Raw genomic sequence first — 25490 nt, forward strand, 5'->3', positions numbered from 1 at the left:
AGGGATGAATTACGAAGTATTTATCGCGATCGGCATGTTCACCGGCATCGTCCTGGCGCTGGTGCTGATCATCATGGCGGCACGCGCCAAGCTGGTCTCCAGCGGCGACGTGAACATCGAAATCAACGGCGAAAAGACCATCACGGTGCCGGCGGGCGGCAAGCTGCTGCAGACGCTGGCGGCCAACAACATCTTCCTCTCGTCCGCCTGTGGCGGCGGTGGCACCTGCGCGCAGTGCAAGTGCATCATCGAGGAGGGCGGCGGCGAGATGCTGTCTACCGAGGAATCGCACTTCACCAAGCGCGAGGCTCGCGAGGGCTGGCGCCTGTCCTGCCAGGCTTCGGTCAAGCAGGACATGAAGATCGAAGTGCCCGAAGAGGTGTTCGGCGTCAAGAAGTGGGAGTGCACCGTCGAGTCCAACCCCAACGTGGCGACCTTCATCAAGGAGCTCACGCTGCGTCTGCCGGAAGGCGAGAACGTCGACTTCCGCGCCGGTGGCTACGTGCAGCTGGAGTGCCCGCCCCACGAAGTGCACTACAAGGACTTCGACATCCAGGAGGAGTATCGCGGCGACTGGGACAAGTTCAACCAGTGGAAGTACGTGTCCAAGGTCAACGAGACGGTGATTCGTGCCTACTCCATGGCCAATTACCCGGAAGAGCGCGGCCTGGTCAAGTTCAACATCCGTATCGCCTCGCCACCACCGGGCAAGGATCATCTGCCGCCCGGCCAGATGTCGTCCTATGTGTTCAGCCTCAAGCCCGGTGACAAGATCACCGTGTACGGACCCTTCGGTGAGTTCTTCGCCAAGGATACCGACGCCGAGATGATCTTCATCGGCGGTGGTGCCGGCATGGCGCCGATGCGCTCGCACATCTTCGACCAGCTCAAGCGCCTGAAGTCGACCCGCAAGATCAGCTTCTGGTACGGCGCGCGTTCCATGCGCGAATCCTTCTACAACGAGGAATACGACCAGCTGCAGGCCGAGAACCCGAACTTCCAGTGGCACCTGGCGCTGTCCGACCCGCAGCCGGAAGACAACTGGACGGGCCTCACCGGCTTCATCCACAACGTGCTCTACGAGAACTACCTCAAGGATCACCCGGCACCGGAAGACTGCGAGTTCTACATGTGTGGTCCACCCATGATGAACGCCGCCGTGATCAAGATGCTCACCGACCTGGGTGTGGAGTCGGAGAACATCCTGCTCGACGACTTCGGCGGTTAAGCATGAGGTTAGCGGTACTCCAGCCCGTTATCGCTGTCGCCCTGGCGGCAGCCCTAACGGGCTGCTTGCATTCAGACAAGATCGAAAGCTTTGGCGGCCCGACCATGGGCAGCACCTATTCGGTGAAATACGTACGGGCCGAAGGGGTCGCCCCCAAGGCCGAACTGCAGGCGGCGACCGAGGCGATTCTCGCCGAGGTCGACGAGCAGATGTCCACGTACCGGGCCGACTCGGCGATCGAGATCTTCAACCGTGCCCCGGCGGGCAACTGCCAGGACATGCCGAACGGCGTGCTGGAGCTGGTCGCCGCGGGCAATCGCCTGCACGAGGATAGTGGCGGTGCCTTCGACCTGACCCTGGAACCGCTGCTCGACCTCTGGGGCTTCGGGCCCAAGGGCAAGGGCGAGGCGGTGCCCAGCGACGAGCAGTTGGCGCAGGTGCGCCAGCGCGTGGGGCAGGGGCATCTGCGCATCGACGGCCAGCGCCTGTGCAAGGACGCCGACGTGCAGGTCGACTTCAACAGCATCGCCGCCGGCTACGCGGTCGACAGGATCATCGCCCGCCTCGGTGAGCTCGGCGTGCGCAGCTATCTGGTGGAAGCCACCGGTGAGCTCAAGGCGGCGGGGCGCAAGCCCGACGGCAGCCACTGGCGCATCGGTCTGGAGGCGCCGCGTGACGATGAGCGCGTGGCCCAGCGGATTCTGCAGCTCGACGGCTACGGCATTTCGACCTCTGGCGACTACCGCAACTACTTCGAAGAGAACGGTCAGCGCTATTCCCACACCCTGGATCCAGGTAGCGGCAGGCCGGTCAATCACAAGTTGGCAGCGGTAACCGTGGCAGATCCATCGACCCTTCGCGCCGATGGCTTGTCCACTCTATTGATGGTGCTCGGGCCTGAAGCAGGCAAGCTGTTCGCCGAGCGGCATCAGATTGCGGCATTTTTCGTGACCCGCGAAGGCGAGGGTTTCGTCACAGAAAGTACGCCTCAATTCGAGCAGCTATTCGCTGCGGGAGAAGAGCAATGACAATGACATTCTTGATCGTATTCATGGTCATGGCGCTGGTGGTGGCCATGATGGCCGTCGGTGTAATGGCCGGCCGCAAGCCCATCGCCGGTTCCTGTGGCGGCATCGCCAACCTGGGGATCGAAAAGGAATGCTCGATCTGCGGCGGTGACCGCCAGAAGTGCGAGGAAGTCAGCGGCGATCCGCAGGACGCCGGCGACGCGGGCGTGCAGCGCTTCGACCCGAACAAGCGCTGATCGCCAATCGGCGTTGGGGGCGTTACCCTAGGCGCCTTTGCAACACGTTGCGTGCCAGGCCGCCTGTTCGGCCTGGTTCTGCCGATAACGCGCGATAAGCGTTACGGCGTGATCTGAGGAGTAAACATGGCGGTCTACAACTACGATGTCGTGGTATTGGGTTCCGGCCCGGCGGGTGAAGGGGCGGCGATGAACGCGGCCAAGGCCGGCCGCAAGGTGGCGGTGGTCGACGACCGTCGCGAAGTGGGCGGCAACTGCACCCACCTGGGCACCATCCCGTCCAAGGCGCTGCGCCACTCGGTGCGGCAGATCATGCAGTTCAACACCAACCCCATGTTCCGCCAGATCGGTGAGCCGCGCTGGTTCTCCTTCCCTGACGTGCTGAAAAGCGCCGAGCGGGTGATCGCCAAGCAGGTCACCTCGCGCACCGGCTACTACGCGCGCAACCGTATCGACGTGTTCTTCGGTACCGGCAGCTTCGCCGACGAGCAGACCATCGAAGTGGTCTGCCCCAACGGCGTGGTGGAAACCCTGTCGGCCAAGCAGGTGATCATCGCCACCGGCTCGCGCCCGTATCGCCCGGCGGATGTCGACTTCAACCACCCGCGCGTCTATGACAGCGACACCATCCTGACCTTGAGCCACACCCCACGCCGCCTGATCATCTATGGCGCCGGGGTGATCGGCAGCGAATACGCCTCGATCTTCAGCGGCCTGGGCGTGCTGGTCGACCTGATCGACAACCGTGACCAGTTGCTGAGCTTCCTCGATTCGGAAATCTCCGACGCCCTGAGCTATCACCTGCGCAACAACAACGTGCTGATTCGCCACAACGAAGAGTACGAGCGCATCGAGGGCCTGGACAACGGCGTGATCCTGCACCTGAAGTCCGGCAAGAAGATCAAGGCCGATGCCCTGCTGTGGTGTAACGGCCGTACCGGCAACACCGACAAGCTGGGCCTGGAAAACATCGGCATCAACGTCAACAGCCGTGGCCAGGTGCAGGTCGACGAGCATTACCGCACCGAAGTCCCCAACATCTATGCTGCCGGCGACGTCATCGGCTGGCCGAGCCTGGCCAGTGCGGCGGCCGACCAGGGTCGTTCGGCGGCGGGCAGCATCGTCGACAACGGCAGTTGGCGGATCGTCGACGACATCCCCACCGGCATCTACACCATTCCCGAAATCAGTTCGATCGGCAAGAACGAGCACGAGCTGACCAAGGCCAAGATCCCCTACGAAGTCGGCAAGGCGTTCTTCAAGAGCATGGCGCGGGCGCAGATCTCCCACGAGCCGGTGGGCATGCTGAAGATCCTCTTCCACCGCGAGACCCTGGAAGTGCTCGGCGTGCACTGCTTCGGTTACCAGGCCTCGGAGATCGTGCACATCGGCCAGGCGATCATGAACCAGAAGGGCGAGGCGAATACCCTCAAGTACTTCGTCAACACCACCTTCAACTACCCGACCATGGCCGAGGCTTACCGGGTGGCAGCGTTCGACGGGCTCAACCGGCTTTTTTGAGCGGCTCCGGCCGGCGGCCTGAGCCGGTCGGGGATCCGTTCGCCGACTCCCGCGACTGGCGCTGGCCAAACCGCGAGAGCGTCTGAGCAGGCCAGAAGACCGATCCCTTGTGGATCGGTTTTTTTATGGGCGGTGCCAGGTCGGTTTCAGCTGCGGGCTTGCAGAGAGGCCGCCACGTGCTCGCCAAGCAGCGCCAGTGCCGCCTGCACCGATAGCCGGGCGGTATCGAGGGTCAATGGCGCATGCGCCCAGGGCTGGTACTCATGGGCCATGACCGATTGCCAGCCGGGTACCCGCAGCCCGGGCACGTCGCTGACTCTCGACTCCACGCGCTGGCGATGCTGAGCGCTGTCCGAGCAGATGATCTGCACGTTCAACAGGGCGCATCCGGCCTTTGCTGCGGTGTCAGCCCAGGCCTGGCGGCTTTGCGCGACCGGGTTGACGCAATCGGCGATCACATGGCGGCCCGCCTTGAGGTTGTCCAGGGCAATGGGGTTGGCCACCTGGTAGCCGCTGGCGTCGACGTCCTGCCTGAGCGCGCCACTGTTGCGCAATGCCTGCTCGATGCTGTCGATGCGCAGGTACACGGCCTTTAGATCAGCAGGCAGGGCTTTGGCGAGGGTGGTCTTGCCGGTGCCGGGCAGGCCACTGAAGACGATCAGCATGTTCGATCCTTCTGATTCTTGAGCAGCACTCAGGCTTATGTGGGAACGGGCCATGCCCGTGATTTCGCGCGCATGGCGCGCTCCCACATGTTGCATAAGTCACCGCGCTACTGCGCTTAGCCGCGCAATGTGCTGACGGCGATACCGGGAAAGTCGGTGATGATGCTGTCGGCACCGAAGTCGGCGAGGCGGCGCATCAGGGCGGGTTCGTTGACCGTCCACACCGACACGTGCAGGCCGGCTTTCTGCGCCTTGAGCAGGCGTTCCGGGGTGCACAGCGTCCAGTTCAGGGCCAGCAGGTCGCAGCCGTAGTTGCGCGCCACCTTGATCGGGTCCAGCCAGGCGTATTCGGCGACCAGGCCGCGGCCCAGGTGGGGAGTCAGGCGCTGGGCGGCGCTCAGCACTTCGCGGGAGCTGGAGGTGATGGTGATCTTGTCGTCCAGGCCAAAGCGCCGGCTGAGCAGGGCGATGGCCTCCACGGTGCGAGCGGCGCGCACCTTGGAGGCGCTCTTGACCTCCAGTTGCCAATGTTCGAAATCGCACTGCTCGAACAATTCGCTCAGCCGTGGAATCGGGCAGGGGTGGCGCCAGCCCGGGCCGCCGCGGCGGGCATCGTAGTGCACCAGTTCGGCGGCATCGTGCTCGACCACCTTGCCGCGCTGGCCGGTGGTGCGCTTGAGCGTTGGGTCATGGATGACCATCAGCTCGCCGTCGCGCGACAGGTGCAGGTCCAGTTCGCAGCGGCGCACGCCGTGCTCCAGGCACTGCTGAAAGCTGACCAGGGTATTTTCCGGGGCTTCGCCCTTGGCGCCGCGATGGCCGTAGATCAGGGTCACGGTTGCTCCTTACTCGGTGGCGGTGGTGCGCGGTTGCAGGTGGCGCACGCTGTTGATCACATGGTCGTATTCGAAGTAGACGCTGAATTCGCGGTAGTCCCAGCGGGTGATCGGCGGCTTGCCGACCGCGGGGTGTTCTTCATCGGCGAGGCCGAAGCGCTCCAGTACCGCACGCTTCGACTGGCCCTTTTGTGGCAGGTCGGTGAGGTCGGCGCCTTGCTGGCCGATGGGAATCGTCAGGGTGTCGGCCTGGGCTGCCAGGGGCAGCAAGAAGATCAGCGAAAGCAGCAGTCGGGACGGGTTCACGTGAGTTCCTCGCGGGCCTGGCGGCGCTCCTGCGCCTGACGCTGCAGGATATGCCGGGCCAGCAGCTGGCGCTGTGCGTCAGTCAGCGCTTCGAACTCGGCACCGATCTCGAACTGCCCCTCACGCTCGTTGCAGTGCAGCACCTTGGCGCGCAGCAACAGGCCGAGCGCCTGGGGCATCAGCACCATCTTCATGGCCAGGTGGCTGTCGACCGTTACCGGTTGTGGGTGAAGAAAACTGATGCCGCCCTCGGACAGGGTGACCCGCTTGGGCGGGCCGATATCGCGCAACAGGCTCTGGGCCATGGCCTGGCCGAGCAGGTCGATGCGTTTGTTGACCACCTTGAGGTAGCCCGCCAGGGTGCGGTCGCGCTCGCTGATGTTGCGCAGCAGGTGCTGGGATTCGAAATCCAGCAGATGCAGTTCGCTGAGCAGGTTGAACAGCGGCGAGGCGTCGTGAAGCTCGTCACCGGCCAGGGCTTCGGCGCCGGCCAATGGGGTGAAATCCAGTGCGATCGTGTCCTCGATACGGTAGTATTCGCGGCGATCATTTTCGTCTTGAGTCGACATGGCGAACCCATGGCAGCAGTGGTGGTCAGAGTGTAAGGCCGCTCGCCAGGCCCCGCCACAAGGACGTTTCTCTTTCCCTCGAACAAGCGCCCCACATGTTCAGACCCCTGTCCGTTTTTCTCGGTACGCGCTACACGCGGGCCAAGCGTCGCAACCACTTCGTTTCGTTCATTTCCCTGACCTCGATGATCGGGCTGGCACTCGGCGTGCTGGTGATGATCCTGGTGCTGTCGGTGATGAACGGCTTCGACCATGAAATGCGCACCCGGGTGCTGGGCATGGTGCCCCACGCGACCATCGAGAGCGCCACGCCGATCACCGACTGGCAGCGCCTGGCCGACCGCGCGCTGAAGAACCCGCAGGTGCTCGCCGTGGCGCCGTTCAGCCAGATGCAGGGCCTGCTGACCAACGACGGCAAGGTGCAGAAGGTGCTGATCAACGCCGTGGATCCGGTCGAGGAGCCCAAGGTGTCGATCATCGGCGACTTCTTCCGCCAGGGCCGTCTCGAGGATCTGCAGCCCGGCAGCTTCGGCATCGTCATCGGCGACAAGGCAGCCGACAAGCTCGGTGTCGGCCTGGGCGACAAGATCACCTTCGTGGCGCCGGAAGTCACCGTCACCCCGGGCGGCGTATTTCCGCGCCTGAAGCGTTTTACCGTGGTCGGCATCTTTCATGTCGGCGCCGGTGAAATCGACGGTTTCATGGCCATGACCCATGTCCAGGATCTGGCCCGCCTGCAGCGTCACAAGCCAGATCAGGTGCAGGGCATCCGCCTCAAGTTCGCCGACCTGTTCCAGGCGCCGCGCACTGCCTGGCAGCTGGCCCAGAGCTTTGGCCAGGATGATTACCTGGCCCGCGACTGGACGCGCACCCATGGCAACCTGTACCAGGCGATCCGCATGGAGAAGGCCATGATCGGTCTGCTCCTGCTGCTGATCGTCGCGGTAGCGGCCTTCAACATCATTTCCACCCTGGTGATGGTGGTCACCGACAAGAAGGGCGATATCGCCATCCTGCGTACCCTCGGTGCCACGCCCATGCAGATCATGGCCACCTTCATGGTGCAGGGCACGGTGATCGGCGTGATCGGCACCCTCATCGGCGCGGTGCTGGGCATTCTCGCGGCGCTGAACATCAGCGCCATCATCGCTGGCGTCGAGCGCCTGCTCGGTTTCAAGTTTCTCAATGCCGATGTGTATTTCATCGACTACCTGCCGTCGCAGCTGATGCTCGCCGACGTGGTGCAGGTCTGTGGTGCGGCATTGGTGTTGAGTTTCCTCGCTACTCTTTATCCGGCCTGGCGCGCGGCGCGCACCCAGCCCGCGGAGGCATTACGTTATGAGTGATCCGGTCGTGCAGGCGCAGGCGAATGCCGTGCTCAGCTGCCGCAACCTGAGCAAGCGCTACGAAGAAGGCCCGCAATCGGTCGTGGTGCTCGACGACCTGCAGCTGGAGCTGTTTCCCGGCGAGCGCGTGGCCATCGTCGGCAGTTCCGGTTCCGGCAAAAGCACGCTGCTGAACATGCTTGGCGGCCTGGATACGCCGAGCAGCGGCAGCGTGTGGCTGGCCGGTGAGCAGCTGTCGGCGCTCAACGAAAAGCAGCGCGGCCTGCTGCGCAACCGCGCGCTGGGCTTCGTCTACCAGTTTCACCACCTGCTGGCTGAATTCACCGCCCTGGAAAACGTCTGCATGCCGCTGCTGATCGGCAAGACGCCGATCAGTGAGGCGCGCCAGCGCGCCACCGAGCTGCTCGAACGCGTCGGCCTTGGCCATCGCCTGAGCCACAAGCCGGCAGAGTTGTCCGGTGGTGAGCGTCAGCGCGTGGCGATTGCCCGGGCCCTGGTCAACCGCCCTGGCCTGGTGCTGCTCGACGAGCCTACCGGCAACCTCGACAACCACACTGCCCAAGGCATCCAGGAGTTGATGCGTGAGCTCAGCAGCCAGTCGCAGACTGCCTTCCTGATCGTCACCCATGACCTGCAGCTGGCACGGCAGATGGACCGGGTGCTGAGCCTGGAAGACGGCAAGCTGGTGCGCGCCTGATGTTTCGCCCGCTGAGTGTCTTCATCGGCCTGCGTTACACCCGCGCCAAGCGCCGCAATCACTTCATCTCGTTCATTTCCCTGACCTCGATGATCGGCCTGTCCCTGGGGGTGCTGGCGATGATCGTGGTGCTCTCGGTGATGAACGGCTTTCACCGCGAAATGAGCTCACGCATCCTCGGCATGGTGCCCCACGCGACCATCGCCGGCGCGCCAGCCCTGGCCGACTGGCAGGCGCCGGCCAAGGTCGCGCTGCAGAATCCGCAGGTCGAGGCGGCCGTGCCGTTCGCTGAGCTGGAGGGCATGCTCTCCTACCGCGGCGTGATGCAGCCGATCCAGCTGCACGGCATCGACCCGGCGCTCGAACCCAAGGTTTCGATCATTGGCGATCATATGGTGCAGGGTCGTCTGAGCGATCTGCGCGAGGGCGAGTACGGAGTGATCATCGGTGAAATCACCGCGCGGCGCTTCCAGCTGCAGATCGGTGATCGTCTGGCCCTGATCGTGCCGGAGGTCAGTTCGGTACCTGGCGGTATCACGCCGCGCATGCAGCGCCTCAACGTGGTCGGCATCTTCAAGGTCGGCGCCGATCTGGACAGCTCCCTGGCATTGATCAACGTCGCCGACGCGGCGCAGATCCAGCGCCTCGACCCGGGTTCGGTGCAGAGCATTCGCCTCAAGCTCAAGAACCTGTACCAGTCGCCCCAGGTTGCCGCTGCGATTGCTGCGCAGCTGGGCGAGGGCTACCACGCCAGCGACTGGACGCAGACCCAGGGCAGCCTGTTCAGCGCCATGAAAATGGAAAAGACCATGATTGGTCTGCTGCTGCTGCTGATCGTCGCGGTGGCCGCCTTCAACATCATCGCCACGCTGATCATGGTGGTCGCCGACAAGGGCGCCGATATCGCCATCCTGCGCACCCTGGGCGCCACGCCGCGGCAGATCATGGGCATCTTCATGGTGCAGGGCACGGTGATCGGCGTGATCGGCACCCTGATCGGCGGCGTGCTCGGCGTGCTGGCCGCGCTCAACGTCAGCGAGCTGGTGGGCTGGCTGGAGCGGGTCAGTGGCCAGCACGTGTTCAGCTCCGACGTGTACTTCATCAGCACCTTGCCGTCGGAGCTGCAGGTCGCCGACGTGGTGCTGATCTGCAGCGCCGCGCTGACCCTGAGCTTCCTCGCCACGCTGTATCCGTCCTGGCGCGCGTCGCGTACCCAGCCGGCCGAGGCATTGCGTTACGAATGACGGCCGCCGCGTCGTCATCAGCCTGCTAGGCTCGAAAGGCCGCTATGAAAATAGCGGCCTTGTGCTTTCTGCCCCTTTGATTCCACAAGCGGGACGCCCATGGACGGGACGCGAACAGGCGACTTGCGCAGCGCGTTACTGGCACTGGCCGCCGGCCTTGTGCTGCTGCGCTTTGTGCCGCAACTGCCAGCTACCTCGCTGCTGCTGGCGTGCGCGCTGCTGGGGCTGATCCTCCTGCCGTTTCGCAGTTACCTGATCGGCCTGTTCCTGCTCGGGTTCAGCTGGGCGTGCCTGTCGGCCCAATGGGCGCTGGACGATCGCCTCGATCCGGCCCTGGACGGCCGCACGCTGTGGCTGCAGGGCAGGGTGGTGGACCTGCCGGATGTGCGTGAAGGCGTGGTGCGCTTCCACTTGGCCGCAGCGCAGTCGCGCCGGGCCGAGTTGCCGCGCTTGTTGCGTCTGGCGTGGTACGACGGGCCGCCGATGCGCGCCGGTGAGGTGTGGCGCCTGGCGGTAAACCTCAAGCGGCCCCATGGCTTGGTCAACCCGCAGTCCTTCGATTACGAGGCCTGGCTGCTGGCGCAACGTATCGGCGGCGTCGGCACCATCAAGTCCGGCCAGCGCCTGCAGGAGGCCGGCGGCAGCACGGCATGGCGCGACCGGCTGCGTCAGCGCCTGTTGAGCGAGGATCCTCACGGCCGTGCCGGTGGGCTGGCGGCGCTGGTGCTCGGCGATGGTTCGGGGCTCTCGGTCGACGATTGGCGTGTGCTGCAACACACCGGCACGGTGCACCTGATGGTCATTTCCGGCACGCATGTGACCTTGGTGGCCGGCATGTTCTACGGTCTGGTGTTCTGGCTGGCGCGCCTGGGCTGGTGGCCGCGCGCCGTGCCCTGGTTGCCGGTGGCCTGCCTGTTGGGCTTTGCCTCCGCGCTCGGCTACAGCCTGCTGGCGGGCTTCGAAGTGCCGGTGCAGCGCGCCTGTACGATGATCGGCCTGGTGCTGTTGTGGCGCTGGCGGTTTCGCCACCTGGGCGTCAGCCTGCCATTGCTGATGGCCATGACGGCCGTGCTGGTGCTCGAGCCGCTGGCGGTGCTGCAGCCCGGCTTCTGGTTGTCGTTCGGCGCCGTGGCGCTGCTGGTGCTGATCTTCGCGGCGCGTCTTGGCCGCTGGAGCGGGTGGCGCACCCTTGTCCGTGCCCAGTGGGCCATGGCCCTGGGCTTGCTGCCGATGATGCTGGCCCTGGGCCTGCCGATCAGCCTCAGCAGCCCGCTGGCCAACCTGATCGCCGTGCCCTGGGTCGGCTTCGCGGTGCTGCCGTCGACCTTGCTGGGGACGCTGCTGCTGCCCGTGCCCTGGCTGGGCGAGGCATTGCTGTGGTGGTCAGGCCTGGCCCTGGACGGACTGTTCCGCCTGCTGGCGGCGATTGCCGAGGGGCTGCCGGCCTGGCTGCCCGGCGCCTTGCCGCTATGGAGCTGGTTACTGCTGGCACTGGGGGTGCTGTTCATCCTGCTGCCCAGCGGTGTGCCGCTTCGCGGGCTGGGCGTGATTCTGCTGCTGCCGGCGCTGTTCACCCCGGTGCAGCGGCCGGCCGAGCAGCACGCCGAGGTGTGGATGCTAGATGTCGGCCAGGGCCTGTCGATGCTGGTGCTCACCCGGCGCCACGCACTGCTCTACGACGCCGGCGCCCGCTTTGGTGATTTCGATATCGGCGAGCGTGTGGTGCTGCCCTCGCTGCGCGCGCTGGATGTGCGAGCACTGGACATGCTGCTGATCAGCCACGCCGACAACGACCATTCCGGCGGCGCCGAAGCGGTGGCCCGCGGCCTGCCGATCAGCCGTGTCGTCAGCGGCGACGTTGCCGCGCTGCCGGCGGTGCTCGGTGCCGAGCCGTGTGGCGAGCAGCGCTGGAACTGGGATGGCGTGCAGTTCAGCACCTGGCGCTGGGCCGCGGCCAGTGACAGCAATCAGTCGTCCTGCGTGTTGATGATTGAGGCCGCCGGTGAGCGCATGCTGCTGACCGGCGATATCGACACCCCCGCCGAGCGCGCGCTGATCGACAGCGGCCGCGACCTGCAGGCGCACTGGCTGTTGGCGCCCCATCACGGCAGCCGCAGTTCGTCGTCCTGGGCGCTGCTCAAGGCGGTGCAGCCTCGAGCGGTGCTGTATTCGCGTGGCAAGCACAACGCCTACGGGCATCCGCATCCGACCGTGGTCTCCCGTTATGAGGCCGTCAATGCCCGGGCCTACGACAGCGTCGAAACCGGCGCACTGCGCATCGACCTCGGTGCTTTCGGCGAGCCCTTCGCACTGCGAGAAATACCGCGTTTCTGGCGGGAAAAATGAGAACCGCAACCGTCGGCGACACCACGCCCCTATGCTAGAGTGGCGCCACTTTTGCGAAGGGGATTTGCCACCGTGTGGGAACTGGTTAAAGCTGGCGGCTGGGTGATGCTGCCGATCATTCTGTGTTCAATCGCCGCCCTGGGCATCGTTGCCGAGCGCTTGTGGACGCTGCGCGTCAGCCGTGTCACGCCACCCCAGTTACTGGGCCAGGTGTGGCGCTGGATCAAGGACAAGCAACTCAACAACCAGAAGCTCAAGGAGCTGCGCGCCGACTCGCCGCTGGGTGAAATCCTCGCCGCCGGCCTGGCCAACTCCAAGCACGGCCGCGAGATCATGAAGGAGTGCATCGAGGAGGCCGCCGCCCGTGTGGTCCACGAGATGGAGCGCTACCTCAATGCCCTGGGCACCATCGCCGGCATCACGCCGTTGCTGGGCCTGCTGGGTACGGTGATCGCCATGATCGACATCTTCGGCTCCTTCGTGGGCGGCAGCACCGCCAACCCGGCGTTGCTCGCCGGCGGCATCTCCAAGGCCCTGATCACCACCGCATCGGGCCTGGCCGTGGCCATTCCGGCGCTGTTCTTCCACCGTTTCCTGCAGCGCCGCGTCGACGAGTTGGTGGTGGGCATGGAACAGGAAGCGATCAAGCTGGTGGAAATGGTCCAGGGCGAGCGTGACGTCGACCTGGCCGACGAGCCCAAGCCGGCCAAGGGGAGCAAGAAGGCGTGAAGTTCAGACGTAGACAGCGCGAGCAGGTCGAGATCAATCTCGCCTCGCTGATCGACGTGGTGTTCATCCTGCTGCTGTTTTTCGTGGTGACCACTACCTTTACCCGGGAAACCCGCATGCAGGTCGATCTCCCCGAGGCGGCCAGCGGTACGCCGCCCGAGCAGAGCGAGCTCAAGCTGCTGGAAGTGGTGATCTCCCCGGATGGTGCGTTCTCGCTCAATGGCCAGGCGCTGGTCAAGAGTGATCTGGACACCCTGATGGCCGCGCTGCAGAAGGAGTCTGGTGGTGACAACAGCCTGCCGCTGACCATCAGCGCCGATGCCAAGACCAGCCACCAGTCGGTGGTCACGGCCATGGACGCCGCCGGCAAGCTGGGCTTCGCCCACCTGCGCATCACCACGGTCGAGACCCAGGCCGCGCCCTGATGGCGAGCCTCTCCGACCGCCTGCTGCGGGCCTGGTACCAGGGGCACCCGGCACTGGCGCTGCTACGCCCGCTGGAGGCGCTGTACCGTAGCGTGGTAGCAGGCAAGCGCGCGCGCTTCCTGGCGGGCGACGGCGAGATTTATCGCGCGCCGGTGCCGCTGATCGTGGTGGGCAACATCACCGTGGGGGGCACCGGCAAGACCCCGCTGATTCTCTGGCTGGTCGAACAGTGCCAGGCCCGTGGCCTGCGTGTCGGCGTGATCAGCCGCGGTTATGGCGCCAAGCCGCCGAGCCTGCCCTGGCGGGTTCGTGCCGAGCACAGTGCCGAGCAGGCGGGGGACGAGCCGTTGCTGATCGTGCAGCGCAGCGGTGTGCCGCTGATGATCGACCCGGACCGCGGTCGTGCCGCTCGCGCCTTGCTGGCCGAGGAGCCGCTGGATCTGCTGCTCAGTGATGATGGCCTGCAGCACTACCGCCTGGCTCGTGATGTGGAGCTGGTGCTGATCGATGCCGCACGCGGCCTGGGCAATGCCCGCTGCCTGCCGGCCGGGCCGTTGCGCGAGCCGGCCGAGCGCCTGCAGAGCGTGGATGCCTGCCTTTATAACGGTGCACCCGAGGATCCACCCGGTGGCTATGCCTTCAGCCTGGTGCCCAGCGCGCTGATCAACCTGCGCAGCGGCGAGCGCCGTCCACTCGATCATTTCCCGCCCGGGCAGGCCGTGCATGCGGTCGCCGGTATCGGCAACCCACAGCGTTTCTTCGCGACCCTCGAGGCGCTACACTGGCGGCCTGTCGCGCATGCCTTCGCCGATCACGCCGCCTACAGCGCCGAGCTGCTGAATTTCTCGCCGGCGCTGCCGTTGGTGATGACCGAGAAGGACGCGGTGAAATGCCGGCCCTTCGCGCCTGATGACTGGTGGTATCTGGCCGTCGATGCTCAGCCCTCTGCGGCGTTCCGGGCCTGGTTCGATGCTTGCCTGGTGCGTCTGCTGGGCGAGCGGCAGTAACCGCGTCACGCGTTTACCTCTTGTCTTCAAGGATTTCCCATGGACCCGAAACTGCTCGATATCCTGGCCTGCCCGATCACCAAGGGCCCGCTCAAACTCAGCCAGGACAAGACCGAACTGATCAGCAAAGGCGCCGGTGTGGCCTATCCGGTTCGTGATGGCATTCCGGTGATGCTGGAAAGCGAAGCCCGCACCCTCACCGACGACGAACGCCTGGACAAGTGACATGAGCAACGCCTTTACCGTGGTGATTCCGGCGCGTTATGCGTCCACACGCCTGCCGGGCAAACCGCTGCAGGACATCGCTGGCAAACCGATGGTCCAGCACGTCTGGGAGCAGGCCTGCAAAAGCAGCGCAAGCCAGGTGGTGATCGCCACCGACGATGCGCGCATCGTCGAGGCCTGCCAGGCTTTCGGTGCCAAGGTGCTGCTGACCCGCGTCGACCACAACTCCGGCACCGACCGCCTGGCTGAAGTGGCTGCTGCCCTGGGCCTGGCTGCCGATGCCATCGTGGTCAACGTGCAGGGCGACGAGCCGCTGGTGCCGCCAGCGATCATCGACCAGGTGGCTGCCAACCTGGCCGGCAACCCCCAGGCGGGCATCGCCACCCTGGCCGAGCCCATCGACGATGTCGCTGCGCTGTTCAATCCCAATGTGGTCAAGGTCGCCAGCGATCTGAATGGCCTGGCGCTGACCTTCAGCCGCGCGCCGCTGCCCTGGGCGCGTGATGCTTTCGCTGCCGATCGCGACAGTTTGCCGGCAGGCGTTCCCTATCGCCGGCATATCGGTATCTACGCCTACCGCGCCGGCTTCCTGCAGGACTTCGTCGCCTGGGGCCCGTGCTGGCTGGAAAACACCGAGTGCCTGGAGCAGCTGCGCGCGCTCTGGCACGGTGTGCGCATCCATGTCGCCGATGCGCTGGAAGCGCCGCCCGCGGGTGTCGACACCCGGGAAGACCTCGAGCGTGTGCGCCGGTTGCTGGGCGCCTGATGCGCGTTCTGTTCGTTTGCCTGGGTAACATCTGCCGCTCACCCACTGCCGAGGCGATTTTTCGCCAGCGGCTGCAGCAGGCCGGGTTGGCCGAGCGTATCGAAGTCGACTCCGCCGGCACCGGCGACTGGCACGTCGGCAAGGCGCCGGACTCGCGGACTCAGGAAGCTGCCAAGCGGCGTGGTTATGACCTGTCCAGCCTGCGCGGTCGCCAGGTTTCGGTCGATGATTTCGCGCGGTTCGACCTGGTTCTGGCCATGGATATCGCCAACCTTGGCGATCTGCAGCGATTGCGCCCGGTCCAGGCCAAGGGCGAGCTGGATCTGTATCTGCGCCGTTTCGGCCTGGCCGAAGACGAGGTGCCGGATCCGTATTACGGCGGCAGCGAAGGCTTCGAGCAGGTGCTGGACCTGCTCGAGCAGGCCAGCGATGCCTTGCTGGCCGAACTCAAGGGGCGGTTATGAGCCTGCAGGTTCGCGCTGCTGTATCGCTCAAGGCCCACAACACCTTCGGCGTGGACGTGGCGGCGCGCTACTTTGCCGAGGCGGATGACGATCAGCAGGTGCGCCAGGCGCTCGACGCTGCTCGCCAGCGACAGGTGCCATTGCTGGTGCTGGGCGGTGGTAGCAACCTGCTGCTGACCGCCGATGTCGACGCCTTTGTGCTGCGCATGGCCAGCCGCGGTATTCGCCTGTTGGCCGACGACGGCCAGCGCGTGGAGATCGAGGCGGAGGCCGGCGAGCCCTGGCACCCGTTCGTGCAGTGGACCTTGCAGCAAGGCTTTGCCGGGCTGGAAAACCTCAGCTTGATCCCCGGTACGGTCGGCGCTTCGCCGGTGCAGAACATCGGCGCCTACGGCGTCGAACTGAAGGATTGTTTCCTCGGCCTGACGGCGCTGGATCGGCGCAGCGGCGAGATCCGCGAGTTCGATCTGCAGGCGTGCGCCTTCGCCTATCGCGACAGCCGCTTCAAGCGTGAAATCGGGCGCTGGATCATCCTGCGCGTACGCTTCGTCCTGAGCCGCAATGCAGCGCTGCATCTCGATTACGGCCCGGTGCGTCAACGCCTGGCGGAGCAGGGCATCGAGTCGCCGAACGCCAGTGATGTCAGTCGGGCCATCTGCGCCATCCGCAGCGAGAAGCTGCCGGACCCTGCCGTGCTCGGCAATGCCGGCAGTTTCTTCAAGAATCCGCTGGTGCCGGCCGAGCTGGCGCAGCGCCTGCAGGCCGAATACTCCGACCTGGTGGCCTATCCCCAGGCAGACGGCCAGGTAAAGCTGGCAGCCGGCTGGCTGATCGAAAAGGCTGGCTGGAAGGGCTACCGTGACGGCGACGCCGGCGTGCACCGGCTACAGGCCCTGGTGCTGGTCAACCATGGCAACGCGACGGGGCAGCAGCTGCTCGGCCTGGCGCAGCGCATTCAGGCGGATATCGCCGAACGCTTTGGCGTAAGCCTGGAAATAGAGCCGAACGTGCTCTGACTCCTCTGCGTAGCCCCGTCCCATGGCGGGGCTCGCATCTCCCTTGTCCCCGGGTATCGCTGCGCTCAACCGCGGGCTACATCGCGCCTGTCCGTGCGCTGAGTGCGGCTTCTCGTAGCCTGGGTTGAGCGCAGCGATACCCAGGTCGGTCCAGCCGACAGACCAAGTCTCGAATCGCAGGCAATAAAAAAGGGATGCCGAAGCATCCCTTGGTCTTTTGCGTGTTACCTATCAGGCTTGCGGCTTGGGCGCATCCTGATCACGCTGAGCGCTTTCGTCGACCGGAGTAACGATAACCTCGGCTTGCTCGGCTTGCTCGGCTGGCGCGCTGGCCGGCTGAGTGTCGGCAACGGCTTCGTTCTCAACTGCCGGAGCAGTTTCCACGACCGCTGCAGCCGGAGCAGCCTTGGCGGCCTCTTCAGCTTCGCGCGCCAGGCGCTCTTCTTCACGCTTGCGGCGACGGACTTCACGCGGGTCGTTCGGCGCACGGCCGTTGCTTGCCACCGGTGCGGCGGCGGCAACTGGCTCTTCAGCTACCGGAGCTTCTGCCGCTGCTTCTTGCACTGCCGGAGCAGCTTGGGGAGCCGTGAAGGTGGTCTCGGCGACCGGTGCTTCGATGCTCTCTGTTTCGGCAGCAGGCGTTTCAGCGGCAGGCGCTTCAGTAGCCGGCGTTTCAGCAACAGGTGCTTCGACAGCCACTGCTTCGCTGACCGCTTCAGCAACCACGGGCGCTTCCTGCGGTGCGGCTTCGAATGCCGGCGCGGAAGCGCGAGGGCGTTCGATTTCCGGCAGCGCTTCGATCACTGCATCGGCACGCTCGGCAACTGCTTCGGCCGGGGCCTCGGCAACGGCGGGAGCTGCTTCTACCGGAGCTGCGTCGGCCGGTGCTTGTACCGCTTGCTCGGCTTCGACAGCGACCGCTGCCTGCTGGGCAGCGACAGGTTCGGCGGCTTCGGCAGCGACAGGTGCGCTGGCTTCGGCTGCTGGCTGCTGCTCGGCAGGCTGCTCGGTTTCCGCGATGACGGCAGCAACGGTGGCGGCAGCGGCGATGCTTGCAGCCGCTACCGGCTCTTCGTTGTTGTCGTCACTGCCTTCGATCGGGTTGCCGTCGGCATCACGCTGACGTTCACGACGATTGCTGCGGCGACGCTGGCCACGGGAGCGGCGACGTGGGCGATCACCACCTTCGTTACCGTCCTGATCGTCGTCCTGCTGCTCTTCGTTGTTCAGCACTTCTTCTTCAGCGCTGTCGGCCTGCGCCTGCTCGGCACGTGGCTGACGCTCTTCACGGGGCTGGCGTGGCTGACGCGGTTCGCGTTGCGGGCGCTCGGCACGGGTTTCTTCGCCGACGACAGCAGCATTTTCGTTCTGCGCTTCGGCGTCCAGCGGGGCACGCAGTTCACGCGGCTGACGCTCTTCACGCGGGCGACGCTCGCGACGGTTTTCCTGGCCTTCACGGGGCGGGCGGGACTGGCGCACTTCCTGAGGCTCGCGAACCTCCACGTTCTCACGTGGCTGGCGCTCTTCACGCGGCGCGCGTGGTTGACGCTCTTCACGTGGGGCGCGTTCTTCACGAGGTGCGCGCTCTTCACGGGCGGCACGATCCTCGCGCGGCGCGCGTTCTTCGCGTGGCTTGCGGTCATCGTCGCGGCGGTTGCCACGGTTGCGGTTCTGCTGGCGACCGTTACGGCGCTCGTCGCCGCGCGGCTGACGCTCGCCCGGCTTCTTCTCGACCACGGTCGGCTTCTGCGGCTCTTCGGCGCTGGCGAACAGGCCCACCAGGGATTTCACCAGGCCTTTGAACAGGCCGCCGGTGGGTGCTGCAGCGGCTGCAACCGGGGCGGCTGGAGCGACTTCAGTGACCGGAGCTGGCGCACTGCGCGGCGGTGCGGCCTTGATGGCGGCTTCCTGGCGAACCAGGGTGCGGGTAGCGGCTGCCGGTTTTTCTTCCTCGACTTCGACCGTGGCCATTTCGTAGCTGGTCTGGGTGCTCTGGGCTTCCGGGCTGTCGTCACGGATGCGCTGCACTTCGAAGTGCGGGGTTTCCAGGTGATCGTTCGGCAGGATGACGATGCGCGCACGGGTGCGCAGTTCGATCTTGGTGATCGAGTTGCGCTTCTCGTTGAGCAGGAAGGCGGCGACCGGGATTGGCACCTGGGCACGTACTTCCGCGGTACGGTCTTTCAGGGCTTCTTCTTCGATCAGGCGCAGAATCGCCAGGGACAGCGACTCGACGTCACGGATGATGCCTTGACCGTTGCAGCGCGGGCAGACGATGCCGCTGCTTTCGCCCAGGGACGGGCGCAGGCGCTGACGGGACATTTCTAGCAGGCCGAAGCGCGAGATGCGGCCGACCTGCACGCGGGCGCGGTCAGCTTCCAGGGCTTCACGTACTTTCTCTTCGACGGCGCGCTGGTTCTTGGCCGGCGTCATGTCGATGAAGTCGATGACGATCAGGCCGCCGATGTCACGCAGGCGCAGCTGGCGGGCGATTTCTTCGGCGGCTTCCAGGTTGGTCTGCAGCGCGGTTTCTTCGATGTCGCTGCCTTTGGTAGCGCGCGCCGAGTTGATGTCGATGGACACCAGGGCTTCGGTCGGGTCGATGTAGATCGAACCGCCGGACGGCAGTTTCACTTCACGCTGGAAGGCGGTTTCGATCTGGCTTTCGATCTGGAAGCGGTTGAACAGCGGCACGCTGTCTTCGTACAGCTTGATCTTGCTGGCGTACTGCGGCATTACCTGGCGGATGAAGGTCAGGGCTTCTTCCTGGGCTTCGACGCTGTCGACCAGTACTTCGCCGATGTCCTGGCGCAGGTAGTCGCGGATGGCGCGGATGATGACGTTGCTTTCCTGGTAGATCAGGAACGGGGCAGGGCGGTCCTGGGAAGCTTCCTTGATGGCGCTCCACAGTTGCAGCAGGTAGTCGAGGTCCCACTGCATTTCTTCGCTGCTGCGGCCCAGGCCGGCGGTGCGCACGATCAGGCCCATGTCGTTGGGGATGTCGAGGCCGTTCAGCGCTTCACGCAGTTCGTTGCGCTCTTCACCTTCGATGCGGCGGCTGATGCCACCGGCACGCGGGTTGTTGGGCATCAGTACCAGGTAACGACCGGCGAGGCTGATGAAGGTGGTCAGGGCTGCGCCCTTGTTGCCACGCTCTTCTTTCTCGACCTGAACGATGACTTCCTGGCCTTCCTTGAGCACGTCCTTGATGTTGACGCGGCCTTCGGGGGCCTTGCTGAAGTATTCGCGGGAGATTTCTTTGAGGGGGAGGAAGCCGTGACGCTCGGAGCCGAAGTCGACGAATGCCGCTTCGAGGCTGGGTTCTACGCGGGTAATGCGACCTTTGTAGATGTTGGATTTCTTCTGTACACGGGCCCCGGACTCGATGTCCAGGTCGTACAGGCGCTGGCCATCTACCAGCGCAACACGCAACTCTTCGGGTTGAGTTGCGTTAATCAGCATTCTTTTCATGTGGTACCAGTGGTTTCCGGTGCTGCCGGAAGCCGCGTTAGGCACACACGACGCTCAGGGTCGGTGTCAGGTGCGTCAGAAGCGGGCGTAAATCGCTTCATTGTCTAGCGGCAGCAGCCAGTTGTGCTGGGCCGCGACGGACGTCTCCTGCTTGCTGTATGTGACAGAAAGCACTCAGAACTCGCTGGCGATCGGCTAAGCATGGCCTGCTGCGTTAAACCGGCTTGGAGTGCTCGTTTACATCCGTAAACTTCGCGTCTTTGCCTGCCTCGAAATGGAGGCTGTGACTAACGTAGCGTCTTGCATGGCGCTAACTTGCGAGACCGTAAACAGGTTCTCAGTCAGGAGGAGGAATCAAGGGTCGGTAGCGGACGATATGAAGCGTCTCTGATAAAGCTTTTTGCTACGCAGGCCGACCGTTGTGCATCTCCACCCTACACGTATCGCTGAAAATCGGGTGCCGCTCACGAAAATCCGCAGCGGGTTGGCATTACCGCGACCGTCCAATTGGGCAGGTCACGCATCTGTGTCTCAGGCCTTATTTCCGGGTTTCTCGAGCAGCCATGCCGGCCTATTGCTCGCTGAGATGCCCGTCGGACGGCCTTACGTCCTGAATGGGTTGCTCGATTCGCGATGGCGGTTTGGCAACATCCGCGAATCAGGCCGCTTTTGGCGGCATTCGCGACTATAGCAGCAATGATTAAGTGCTTCAAATGCATAAAAATTGTATGATCGCCGGCATGACGACACCTACTCCCCCAACCTCCGGCGTCCAGCTGCTCGAGGTCGCGCCTGAGCTTGCTGGTCAGCGCATCGACAACTTCCTTCGCAATCAACTCAAGGGCGTTCCCAAGACCCTGATCTACCGCATCCTGCGCAAGGGTGAGGTGCGGGTCAACAAGGGTCGCATCAAGCCCGAGTACAAGCTGCAGGCCGGTGATATCGTGCGGGTTCCGCCGCTGCGCCTGGCCGAGCGCGACGAGCCCGAGCCGCTGGCCCAGGGCCTGTTGCAACGCCTGGAAGCGGCCATCGTTTACGAAGACAAGGCGCTGATCGTGCTCAACAAGCCGGCCGGTATCGCCGTGCATGGCGGCAGTGGCCTGAATTACGGGGTGATCGAGGCGTTTCGCCAGCTGCGCCCGGACGCCAAGGATCTGGAACTGGTGCACCGCCTGGACCGCGATACCTCGGGCCTGTTGATGATCGCCAAGAAGCGCAGCATGCTGCGTCACCTGCACGAGCAATTGCGCGGCGACGGGGTCGACAAGCGCTACATGGCGCTGGTGCGTGGCCACTGGGCGACCGCCAAGAAGCAGATCAATGCGCCGTTGCTCAAGAGCAACCTGCGTTCCGGCGAACGCATGGTCGAGGTCAACCCCGAAGGCAAGGAAGCGCTGACCCTGTTCCGCGTGCTGCGCCGTTTCGGCGAGTTCGCCACCCTGGTCGAGGCCAAGCCGGTCACCGGCCGCACCCACCAGATTCGCGTGCATGCCCAATACGGCGGGCACTGCATCGCCGGTGACAGCAAATACGGGGATGACGACTTCAGCCGCGAGATTCGCGAACTGGGCGGCAAGCGCCTGTTTTTGCATGCCTACGAGCTGAACATCCCGTTGCCCGAGGGTGGCGTGCTGAAACTCGAGGCGCCGGTCGACGAGGTGTGGGCGCGCACCGTGGAGCGCCTGAGTGCGTGACTACAGGCTGCTGATCTTCGACTGGGATGGCACCCTGGTCGACTCCATCGCCCGCATCGTCACTGCCATGCACCAGGCCTCCGATCTGTGCGGCCTGCCGCGGCGCAGTGACGAGGCGGTCAAGGGCATCATCGGCCTGGCGCTGCCCCAGGCGATCACCACGCTTTATCCGGAACTCGACGAAGCGGCGCACGTCGAACGCTTCCATGCCAGCTACAGCGACTGCTACGTGGCCCTGGACCAGACGCCTTCGGCGTTCTTTGCCGGTGTCGAGCAGAGCCTGGCGGGCTTCCGTGAGCAGGGTTACCAATTGGCGGTTGCCACCGGCAAGAGCCGACGTGGCCTGCAGCGGATTCTCGATACGCTGGGCTGGCAGGACTATTTCGATATCACCCGCTGCGCCGATGAAACGGCCAGCAAGCCCGATCCGCGGATGCTGCACGAGATTCTGCAGCACTGCGGGGTAACGGCCGAGCAGGCGCTGATGGTCGGCGATTCGTCGTTCGACCTGCTGATGGCACAGCGCGCGGGTATGGATTCGGTGGCGGTAGGCTATGGTGCGCAGACGCTGGAGGCATTGCGCCTGTACGAGCCGAAGTTGTCGATCGAGCATTTCATGCAATTGAGTACCTGGCTGAGCTGCAGGGTAGCCGAGACCCGAACCGAGGAGTGTGAGCATGTGGGGTGAGAGAAAGACGTCGTCGGTCTCCGAGAGCGACCCGAAGAGCTGGAAGCTCCTCGAAAAGACCTTGCTGGCCAGTGTCCACGAGCAGCGCCGGTCGCGCCGCTGGGGCATCTTCTTCAAGCTGCTGACCTTCATTTACCTGTTTGGCGCCCTGGCGCTGTTCTCGCCGCTGATCAGCACCCAGAGCGGCAGCAGCTCGCCGCACACCGCGGTCATCGAGGTGCGTGGCATGATCGCCGACAAGGAAGCCGCCAGTGCCGACAACATCGTTGGCAGCCTGCGCGCGGCCTTCAAGGACTCCAACACCAAGGGCGTGATCCTGCGCATCAACAGCCCGGGCGGCAGCCCGGTGCAGTCGGGTTACGTGTACGACGAAATCCGCCGCCTGCGTGGTGAGCATCCGGACATCAAGGTCTACGCGGTGATTTCCGACCTCGGCGCTTCGGGTGCTTACTACATCGCCAGTGCCGCCGACCAGATCTACGCCGACAAGGCCAGCCTGGTGGGTTCCATCGGTGTCACGGCGGCCAGTTTCGGCTTCGTGGACACCATGGAGAAACTCGGCGTCGAGCGACGCGTGTACACCTCGGGTGAACACAAGGCGTTTCTCGATCCGTTCCAGCCGCAGAAGCCGGAAGAGGCGGCGTTCTGGAAAACCGTGCTGGAAACCACCCACAAGCAGTTCATCGACAGCGTCAAGAAGGGGCGTGGCGATCGCCTCAAGGATGCCGAGCATCCCGAGCTGTTCTCCGGCCTGATCTGGTCCGGCGAGCAGGCCCTGAGCCTCGGCCTGATCGATGCACTGGGCAGCACCAGCTATGTGGCCCGCGAGGTGATCGGCCAGGAAGAAATGGTCGACTTCACCGTGCAGGAAAGCCCGCTGGATCGCTTCACCAAGCGGCTGGGAGCCAGCGTGGCCGAACACCTGGCATTGTGGATGGGCTTCCAGGGCCCGACCCTGCGCTAACGGCTGTACCCACAAAAAAGCCCGGCTTCTTGGCCGGGCTTCTTATTGGGCGATCACCTGGGCATCAACGCTCGTCGAGGGCGAAGGCCGTCAGGCTGTAGGTGGGAATACCCATGTCTTGCAGTCGGCGGGAGCCGCCGAGCTCGGGCAGGTCGATGATCGCCGCGGCCTCGTGAATGCTCGCGCCCATGCGCTTGACCAGTTGCACGGCTGCCAGCAGGGTGCCGCCGGTGGCGATCAGGTCATCGACGATCAGCACCTTGTCGCCTTCGCACAGGCTGTCGGCGTGGGCTTCCAGAAAGGCTTCGCCGTATTCGGTCTGATAACCCTGGCTGATCACGTCGGCCGGCAGTTTGCCTTGCTTGCGAAACAGCACCAGCGGTTTGTTCAGCTCATAGGCGAGGATCGACCCGATCAGGAAGCCGCGGGCATCCATGGCGCCGATATGGCTGAAGTCCGCTTCGACGTAACGCTGGATCAGGCTGTCGATGACCATGCGCAGGGCACGCGGGGACTGGAACAGCGGCGTGATGTCACGAAAAACCACGCCCGGCTTGGGAAAGTCGTTGACCGGGCGGATGAGGGTCTTGATGGTGAATTCATCAAAGATCATGGAGGCGTGAATCCTTAACGGGAGTATCAGCCGTTAAGGTTACCACCGGCCAGGGCGCAGAGCTCGATCGGGTCGAGAATATGCACTTCCTTGCCCTCGGCTTCGATCAGGTTGCTCTGCTGGAAGCGGGTGAAGACCCGCGACACGGTTTCCACGGCCAGGCCCAGGTGATTGCCGATTTCGTTGCGCGACATGGCCAGGCGGAACTGGTTGGCCGAGAAGCCACGGGCGCTGAAGCGCGCGGAGAGGTTGACCAGAAAGGTGGCGATGCGCTCGTCGGCGGTCTTCTTGGAAAGCAGCAGCATCATCTGCTGGTCGTCGCGAATCTCACGGCTCATCACGCGCATCAGCTGACGACGCAGTTGCGGCAGGCTGACCGACAGCTCGTCGAGGCGCTCGAAGGGAATCTCGCAGACCGAGGTGGTTTCCAGCGCCTGGGCCGACACCGGGTACAGCTCGGTGTCCATGCCGGACAGGCCGACCAGTTCGCTGGGCAGGTGGAAACCGGTGATCTGCTCCTCGCCGGCATCGCTCAGGCTGAAGGTCTTCAAGGCCCCGGAGCGCACCGCGAACACCGAGTTGAAGGTGTCGCCCTGGCGGAACAGGAACTCGCCTTTCTTCAGCGGGCGGCCGCGTTTGACGATGTCATCGAGTGCGTCCATGTCCTTGAGATCCAGCGACAGGGGCAGGCAGAGGCTGGCGAGGCTGCAGTCCTTGCAGTGTGCCTGATGAGTTGTGCGCAGCTTGATGCTTTCGGACATCGCCCTTATCCCTAGGTAATCACTCAGAAGTTGTAAGGGTAACGCACCAGAGGGGGGCGCGGCCAGCTGCCGCAGGGTGCTCAAGTGTCGCAGGCGCCTGCCGATAGACCTGTATCGATCAGTCAGAGGCAGGGAGCGGTGTGATGCAAGTAGCAACCAATGTGTCGAGAGAGCGTAGCTATGTGGCGGCCGGCGCGGCGCCCGTAGCTGCAACGGCATCCACCGAGACGGCAGAGCAGGCCGCTGCAGCACCTGCCGAAGACGCCGGCACCGCACCGGGCGTCAAGGTGAGCCTGTCGGAGGTTGGCCTGGCGCGTTCCAGGGAAGCGGAAAACAACAACGCCGACATCGACGAAAGCAATTTGCCCGACGAGGTAAAGCAACTGCTCAAGATGATCCGCGAGCTCAAGGCCCAGCTGGCCGAGAAGATGGCCGAGCTGCAGGCGCTGATGGCCCAGGCCGACATGGACGACGACGCGCAACAGGCCAGGGTACGTGCCCTGCAGACCGAAGTCGGTTCGATTGGCGGTGCCCTCAGCACTGCCAACGCCCAGCTGGCGCAGGTCATGCGTGACCAGAAACTGAGCAGCGAGCAGGGCGCCACCGTGTGCGCGCTGCTGGCCAAGTGAGGCAGCGGGCAGGGCA

General features: G+C 64.6%; 26 protein-coding genes. 19 read left to right on the forward strand and 7 right to left on the reverse strand.

What is annotated here, in order from left to right; all coding sequences use genetic code 11:
• Positions 1–4 precede the first annotated feature (4 nt).
• The 4 genes from nqrF (at position 5) to sthA (ending at position 4013) form a co-directional block, all read left to right on the forward strand.
• Entirely contained in the window at positions 5–1228 is a 1224-nt protein-coding gene (gene nqrF, locus QYS36_RS06395; protein ID WP_308838686.1) for an NADH:ubiquinone reductase (Na(+)-transporting) subunit F, read from the forward strand.
• A 2-nt stretch (positions 1229–1230) separates the two neighbouring features.
• Entirely contained in the window at positions 1231–2256 is a 1026-nt protein-coding gene (locus QYS36_RS06400; RefSeq protein ID WP_308838687.1) for an FAD:protein FMN transferase, read from the forward strand.
• Positions 2257–2258: 2 nt separating this feature from the next.
• Positions 2259–2492, forward strand: coding sequence for a (Na+)-NQR maturation NqrM (nqrM, locus tag QYS36_RS06405; protein WP_308838688.1), 234 nt, complete (start codon positions 2259–2261; stop codon positions 2490–2492).
• A gap of 126 nt (positions 2493–2618) precedes the next feature.
• Entirely contained in the window at positions 2619–4013 is a 1395-nt protein-coding gene (gene sthA / locus QYS36_RS06410; RefSeq protein ID WP_308838689.1) for a Si-specific NAD(P)(+) transhydrogenase, read from the forward strand.
• 146 nt (positions 4014–4159) lie between these two features.
• On the opposite strand, the gene QYS36_RS06415 is transcribed toward sthA, so the two are convergent.
• The 4 genes from QYS36_RS06415 to QYS36_RS06430 all read right to left on the reverse strand — a co-directional run bounded on the left by QYS36_RS06415 (position 4160) and on the right by QYS36_RS06430 (position 6389).
• Entirely contained in the window at positions 4160–4678 is a 519-nt protein-coding gene (locus QYS36_RS06415) for an AAA family ATPase (RefSeq protein ID WP_308838690.1), read from the reverse strand.
• 116 nt (positions 4679–4794) lie between these two features.
• Positions 4795–5514: a glycerophosphodiester phosphodiesterase gene (locus QYS36_RS06420; protein ID WP_093501775.1), complete on the reverse strand. Its 720-nt coding sequence runs from the start codon at positions 5512–5514 to the stop codon at positions 4795–4797.
• A 9-nt stretch (positions 5515–5523) separates the two neighbouring features.
• The gene (locus QYS36_RS06425; RefSeq protein WP_308838691.1) at positions 5524–5820 is read right to left on the reverse strand and encodes a phosphodiesterase; all 297 of its coding nucleotides are present in this window, start codon (positions 5818–5820) and stop codon (positions 5524–5526) included.
• Entirely contained in the window at positions 5817–6389 is a 573-nt protein-coding gene (locus QYS36_RS06430; RefSeq protein WP_308838692.1) for a PilZ domain-containing protein, read from the reverse strand. The genes QYS36_RS06425 and QYS36_RS06430 overlap by 4 nt, the downstream gene beginning before the upstream one ends.
• A gap of 95 nt (positions 6390–6484) precedes the next feature.
• Between QYS36_RS06430 and QYS36_RS06435 the strand changes: the two genes are divergently transcribed.
• The 11 genes from QYS36_RS06435 (at position 6485) to murB (ending at position 16654) form a co-directional block, all read left to right on the forward strand.
• Positions 6485–7735: a lipoprotein-releasing ABC transporter permease subunit gene (locus tag QYS36_RS06435; protein ID WP_308838693.1), complete on the forward strand. Its 1251-nt coding sequence runs from the start codon at positions 6485–6487 to the stop codon at positions 7733–7735.
• Positions 7728–8432 (forward strand): lipoprotein-releasing ABC transporter ATP-binding protein LolD, encoded by a 705-nt coding sequence (gene lolD / locus QYS36_RS06440; protein ID WP_308838694.1) that lies wholly within the window; start codon positions 7728–7730, stop codon positions 8430–8432. The genes QYS36_RS06435 and lolD overlap by 8 nt, the downstream gene beginning before the upstream one ends.
• Positions 8432–9676 (forward strand): lipoprotein-releasing ABC transporter permease subunit, encoded by a 1245-nt coding sequence (locus QYS36_RS06445; protein WP_308838695.1) that lies wholly within the window; start codon positions 8432–8434, stop codon positions 9674–9676. Before lolD ends, QYS36_RS06445 begins: the two co-directional genes overlap by 1 nt.
• Before the next feature lie 123 nt (positions 9677–9799).
• On the forward strand, positions 9800–12022 hold the full coding sequence (locus QYS36_RS06450) for a DNA internalization-related competence protein ComEC/Rec2 (protein ID WP_308838696.1): 2223 nt from the start codon (positions 9800–9802) through the stop codon (positions 12020–12022).
• Between the two features lie 72 nt (positions 12023–12094).
• Positions 12095–12751 carry a MotA/TolQ/ExbB proton channel family protein gene (locus QYS36_RS06455; RefSeq protein WP_308838697.1) on the forward strand — a complete coding sequence of 219 codons (657 nt, stop codon included), beginning with the start codon at positions 12095–12097 and terminating at the stop codon, positions 12749–12751.
• Positions 12748–13176 carry a biopolymer transporter ExbD gene (locus QYS36_RS06460; RefSeq protein WP_308838698.1) on the forward strand — a complete coding sequence of 143 codons (429 nt, stop codon included), beginning with the start codon at positions 12748–12750 and terminating at the stop codon, positions 13174–13176. The genes QYS36_RS06455 and QYS36_RS06460 overlap by 4 nt, the downstream gene beginning before the upstream one ends.
• Positions 13176–14183: a tetraacyldisaccharide 4'-kinase gene (gene lpxK / locus QYS36_RS06465; RefSeq protein WP_308838699.1), complete on the forward strand. Its 1008-nt coding sequence runs from the start codon at positions 13176–13178 to the stop codon at positions 14181–14183. The genes QYS36_RS06460 and lpxK overlap by 1 nt, the downstream gene beginning before the upstream one ends.
• 39 nt (positions 14184–14222) lie before the next feature.
• A complete protein-coding gene (locus QYS36_RS06470) occupies positions 14223–14408 on the forward strand; it encodes a Trm112 family protein (protein WP_073264637.1) in 186 nt (61 codons plus the stop codon).
• 1 nt (position 14409) lies between these two features.
• Positions 14410–15174: a 3-deoxy-manno-octulosonate cytidylyltransferase gene (kdsB, locus tag QYS36_RS06475; RefSeq protein WP_308838700.1), complete on the forward strand. Its 765-nt coding sequence runs from the start codon at positions 14410–14412 to the stop codon at positions 15172–15174.
• Positions 15174–15638, forward strand: a complete 465-nt coding sequence (locus QYS36_RS06480) for a low molecular weight protein-tyrosine-phosphatase (RefSeq protein WP_308838701.1) — start codon at positions 15174–15176, stop codon at positions 15636–15638. The genes kdsB and QYS36_RS06480 overlap by 1 nt, the downstream gene beginning before the upstream one ends.
• The gene (gene murB, locus QYS36_RS06485; protein WP_308838702.1) at positions 15635–16654 is read left to right on the forward strand and encodes a UDP-N-acetylmuramate dehydrogenase; all 1020 of its coding nucleotides are present in this window, start codon (positions 15635–15637) and stop codon (positions 16652–16654) included. The genes QYS36_RS06480 and murB overlap by 4 nt, the downstream gene beginning before the upstream one ends.
• A 231-nt stretch (positions 16655–16885) precedes the next feature.
• Here the strand turns inward: murB and rne are convergent, their stop codons facing one another.
• A complete protein-coding gene (rne, locus tag QYS36_RS06490) occupies positions 16886–20125 on the reverse strand; it encodes a ribonuclease E (RefSeq protein ID WP_308838703.1) in 3240 nt (1079 codons plus the stop codon).
• A 740-nt stretch (positions 20126–20865) separates the two neighbouring features.
• Between rne and rluC the strand changes: the two genes are divergently transcribed.
• From rluC to sppA, 3 genes are read left to right on the forward strand one after another with little or no spacing between them, the layout of a single operon-like run.
• Positions 20866–21819, forward strand: a complete 954-nt coding sequence (gene rluC, locus QYS36_RS06495) for a 23S rRNA pseudouridine(955/2504/2580) synthase RluC (protein ID WP_308838704.1) — start codon at positions 20866–20868, stop codon at positions 21817–21819.
• The gene (locus QYS36_RS06500; RefSeq protein WP_308838705.1) at positions 21812–22507 is read left to right on the forward strand and encodes an HAD-IA family hydrolase; all 696 of its coding nucleotides are present in this window, start codon (positions 21812–21814) and stop codon (positions 22505–22507) included. The genes rluC and QYS36_RS06500 overlap by 8 nt, the downstream gene beginning before the upstream one ends.
• Entirely contained in the window at positions 22497–23471 is a 975-nt protein-coding gene (gene sppA / locus QYS36_RS06505; RefSeq protein ID WP_308838706.1) for a signal peptide peptidase SppA, read from the forward strand. The genes QYS36_RS06500 and sppA overlap by 11 nt, the downstream gene beginning before the upstream one ends.
• Positions 23472–23535: 64 nt before the next feature.
• On the opposite strand, the gene QYS36_RS06510 is transcribed toward sppA, so the two are convergent.
• Entirely contained in the window at positions 23536–24084 is a 549-nt protein-coding gene (locus tag QYS36_RS06510) for an adenine phosphoribosyltransferase (RefSeq protein WP_308838707.1), read from the reverse strand.
• 26 nt (positions 24085–24110) lie between these two features.
• Entirely contained in the window at positions 24111–24845 is a 735-nt protein-coding gene (fnr, locus tag QYS36_RS06515; RefSeq protein WP_070887096.1) for a fumarate/nitrate reduction transcriptional regulator Fnr, read from the reverse strand.
• 143 nt (positions 24846–24988) lie between these two features.
• Here fnr and QYS36_RS06520 point away from each other — a divergent pair, with 143 nt between their 5' ends.
• Positions 24989–25474, forward strand: a complete 486-nt coding sequence (locus QYS36_RS06520; protein ID WP_308838708.1) for a hypothetical protein — start codon at positions 24989–24991, stop codon at positions 25472–25474.
• Positions 25475–25490: the final 16 nt, after the last annotated feature.

The sequence above is a fragment of the Pseudomonas sp. G34 genome, assembly GCF_031119625.1.
Classification (GTDB): domain Bacteria; phylum Pseudomonadota; class Gammaproteobacteria; order Pseudomonadales; family Pseudomonadaceae; genus Aquipseudomonas.

What these genes read in the sequence shown, in the direction of transcription:
- nqrM (WP_308838688.1), top strand. Translation starts at nt 2,259, where the DNA reads ATGACATTCTTGATCGTATTCATGGTCATGGCGCTGGTGGTGGCCATG.
- QYS36_RS06435 (WP_308838693.1), top strand. Translation starts at nt 6,485, where the DNA reads ATGTTCAGACCCCTGTCCGTTTTTCTCGGTACGCGCTACACGCGGGCC.
- lpxK (WP_308838699.1), top strand. Translation starts at nt 13,176, where the DNA reads ATGGCGAGCCTCTCCGACCGCCTGCTGCGGGCCTGGTACCAGGGGCAC.
- QYS36_RS06415 (WP_308838690.1), bottom strand. Translation starts at nt 4,678, where the DNA reads ATGCTGATCGTCTTCAGTGGCCTGCCCGGCACCGGCAAGACCACCCTC.
- sthA (WP_308838689.1), top strand. Translation starts at nt 2,619, where the DNA reads ATGGCGGTCTACAACTACGATGTCGTGGTATTGGGTTCCGGCCCGGCG.
- sppA (WP_308838706.1), top strand. Translation starts at nt 22,497, where the DNA reads ATGTGGGGTGAGAGAAAGACGTCGTCGGTCTCCGAGAGCGACCCGAAG.
- murB (WP_308838702.1), top strand. Translation starts at nt 15,635, where the DNA reads ATGAGCCTGCAGGTTCGCGCTGCTGTATCGCTCAAGGCCCACAACACC.
- nqrF (WP_308838686.1), top strand. Translation starts at nt 5, where the DNA reads ATGAATTACGAAGTATTTATCGCGATCGGCATGTTCACCGGCATCGTC.
- rluC (WP_308838704.1), top strand. Translation starts at nt 20,866, where the DNA reads ATGACGACACCTACTCCCCCAACCTCCGGCGTCCAGCTGCTCGAGGTC.
- kdsB (WP_308838700.1), top strand. Translation starts at nt 14,410, where the DNA reads ATGAGCAACGCCTTTACCGTGGTGATTCCGGCGCGTTATGCGTCCACA.
- QYS36_RS06480 (WP_308838701.1), top strand. Translation starts at nt 15,174, where the DNA reads ATGCGCGTTCTGTTCGTTTGCCTGGGTAACATCTGCCGCTCACCCACT.
- QYS36_RS06520 (WP_308838708.1), top strand. Translation starts at nt 24,989, where the DNA reads ATGCAAGTAGCAACCAATGTGTCGAGAGAGCGTAGCTATGTGGCGGCC.
- QYS36_RS06430 (WP_308838692.1), bottom strand. Translation starts at nt 6,389, where the DNA reads ATGTCGACTCAAGACGAAAATGATCGCCGCGAATACTACCGTATCGAG.
- rne (WP_308838703.1), bottom strand. Translation starts at nt 20,125, where the DNA reads ATGAAAAGAATGCTGATTAACGCAACTCAACCCGAAGAGTTGCGTGTT.
- QYS36_RS06445 (WP_308838695.1), top strand. Translation starts at nt 8,432, where the DNA reads ATGTTTCGCCCGCTGAGTGTCTTCATCGGCCTGCGTTACACCCGCGCC.
- fnr (WP_070887096.1), bottom strand. Translation starts at nt 24,845, where the DNA reads ATGTCCGAAAGCATCAAGCTGCGCACAACTCATCAGGCACACTGCAAG.
- QYS36_RS06400 (WP_308838687.1), top strand. Translation starts at nt 1,231, where the DNA reads ATGAGGTTAGCGGTACTCCAGCCCGTTATCGCTGTCGCCCTGGCGGCA.
- lolD (WP_308838694.1), top strand. Translation starts at nt 7,728, where the DNA reads ATGAGTGATCCGGTCGTGCAGGCGCAGGCGAATGCCGTGCTCAGCTGC.
- QYS36_RS06510 (WP_308838707.1), bottom strand. Translation starts at nt 24,084, where the DNA reads ATGATCTTTGATGAATTCACCATCAAGACCCTCATCCGCCCGGTCAAC.
- QYS36_RS06470 (WP_073264637.1), top strand. Translation starts at nt 14,223, where the DNA reads ATGGACCCGAAACTGCTCGATATCCTGGCCTGCCCGATCACCAAGGGC.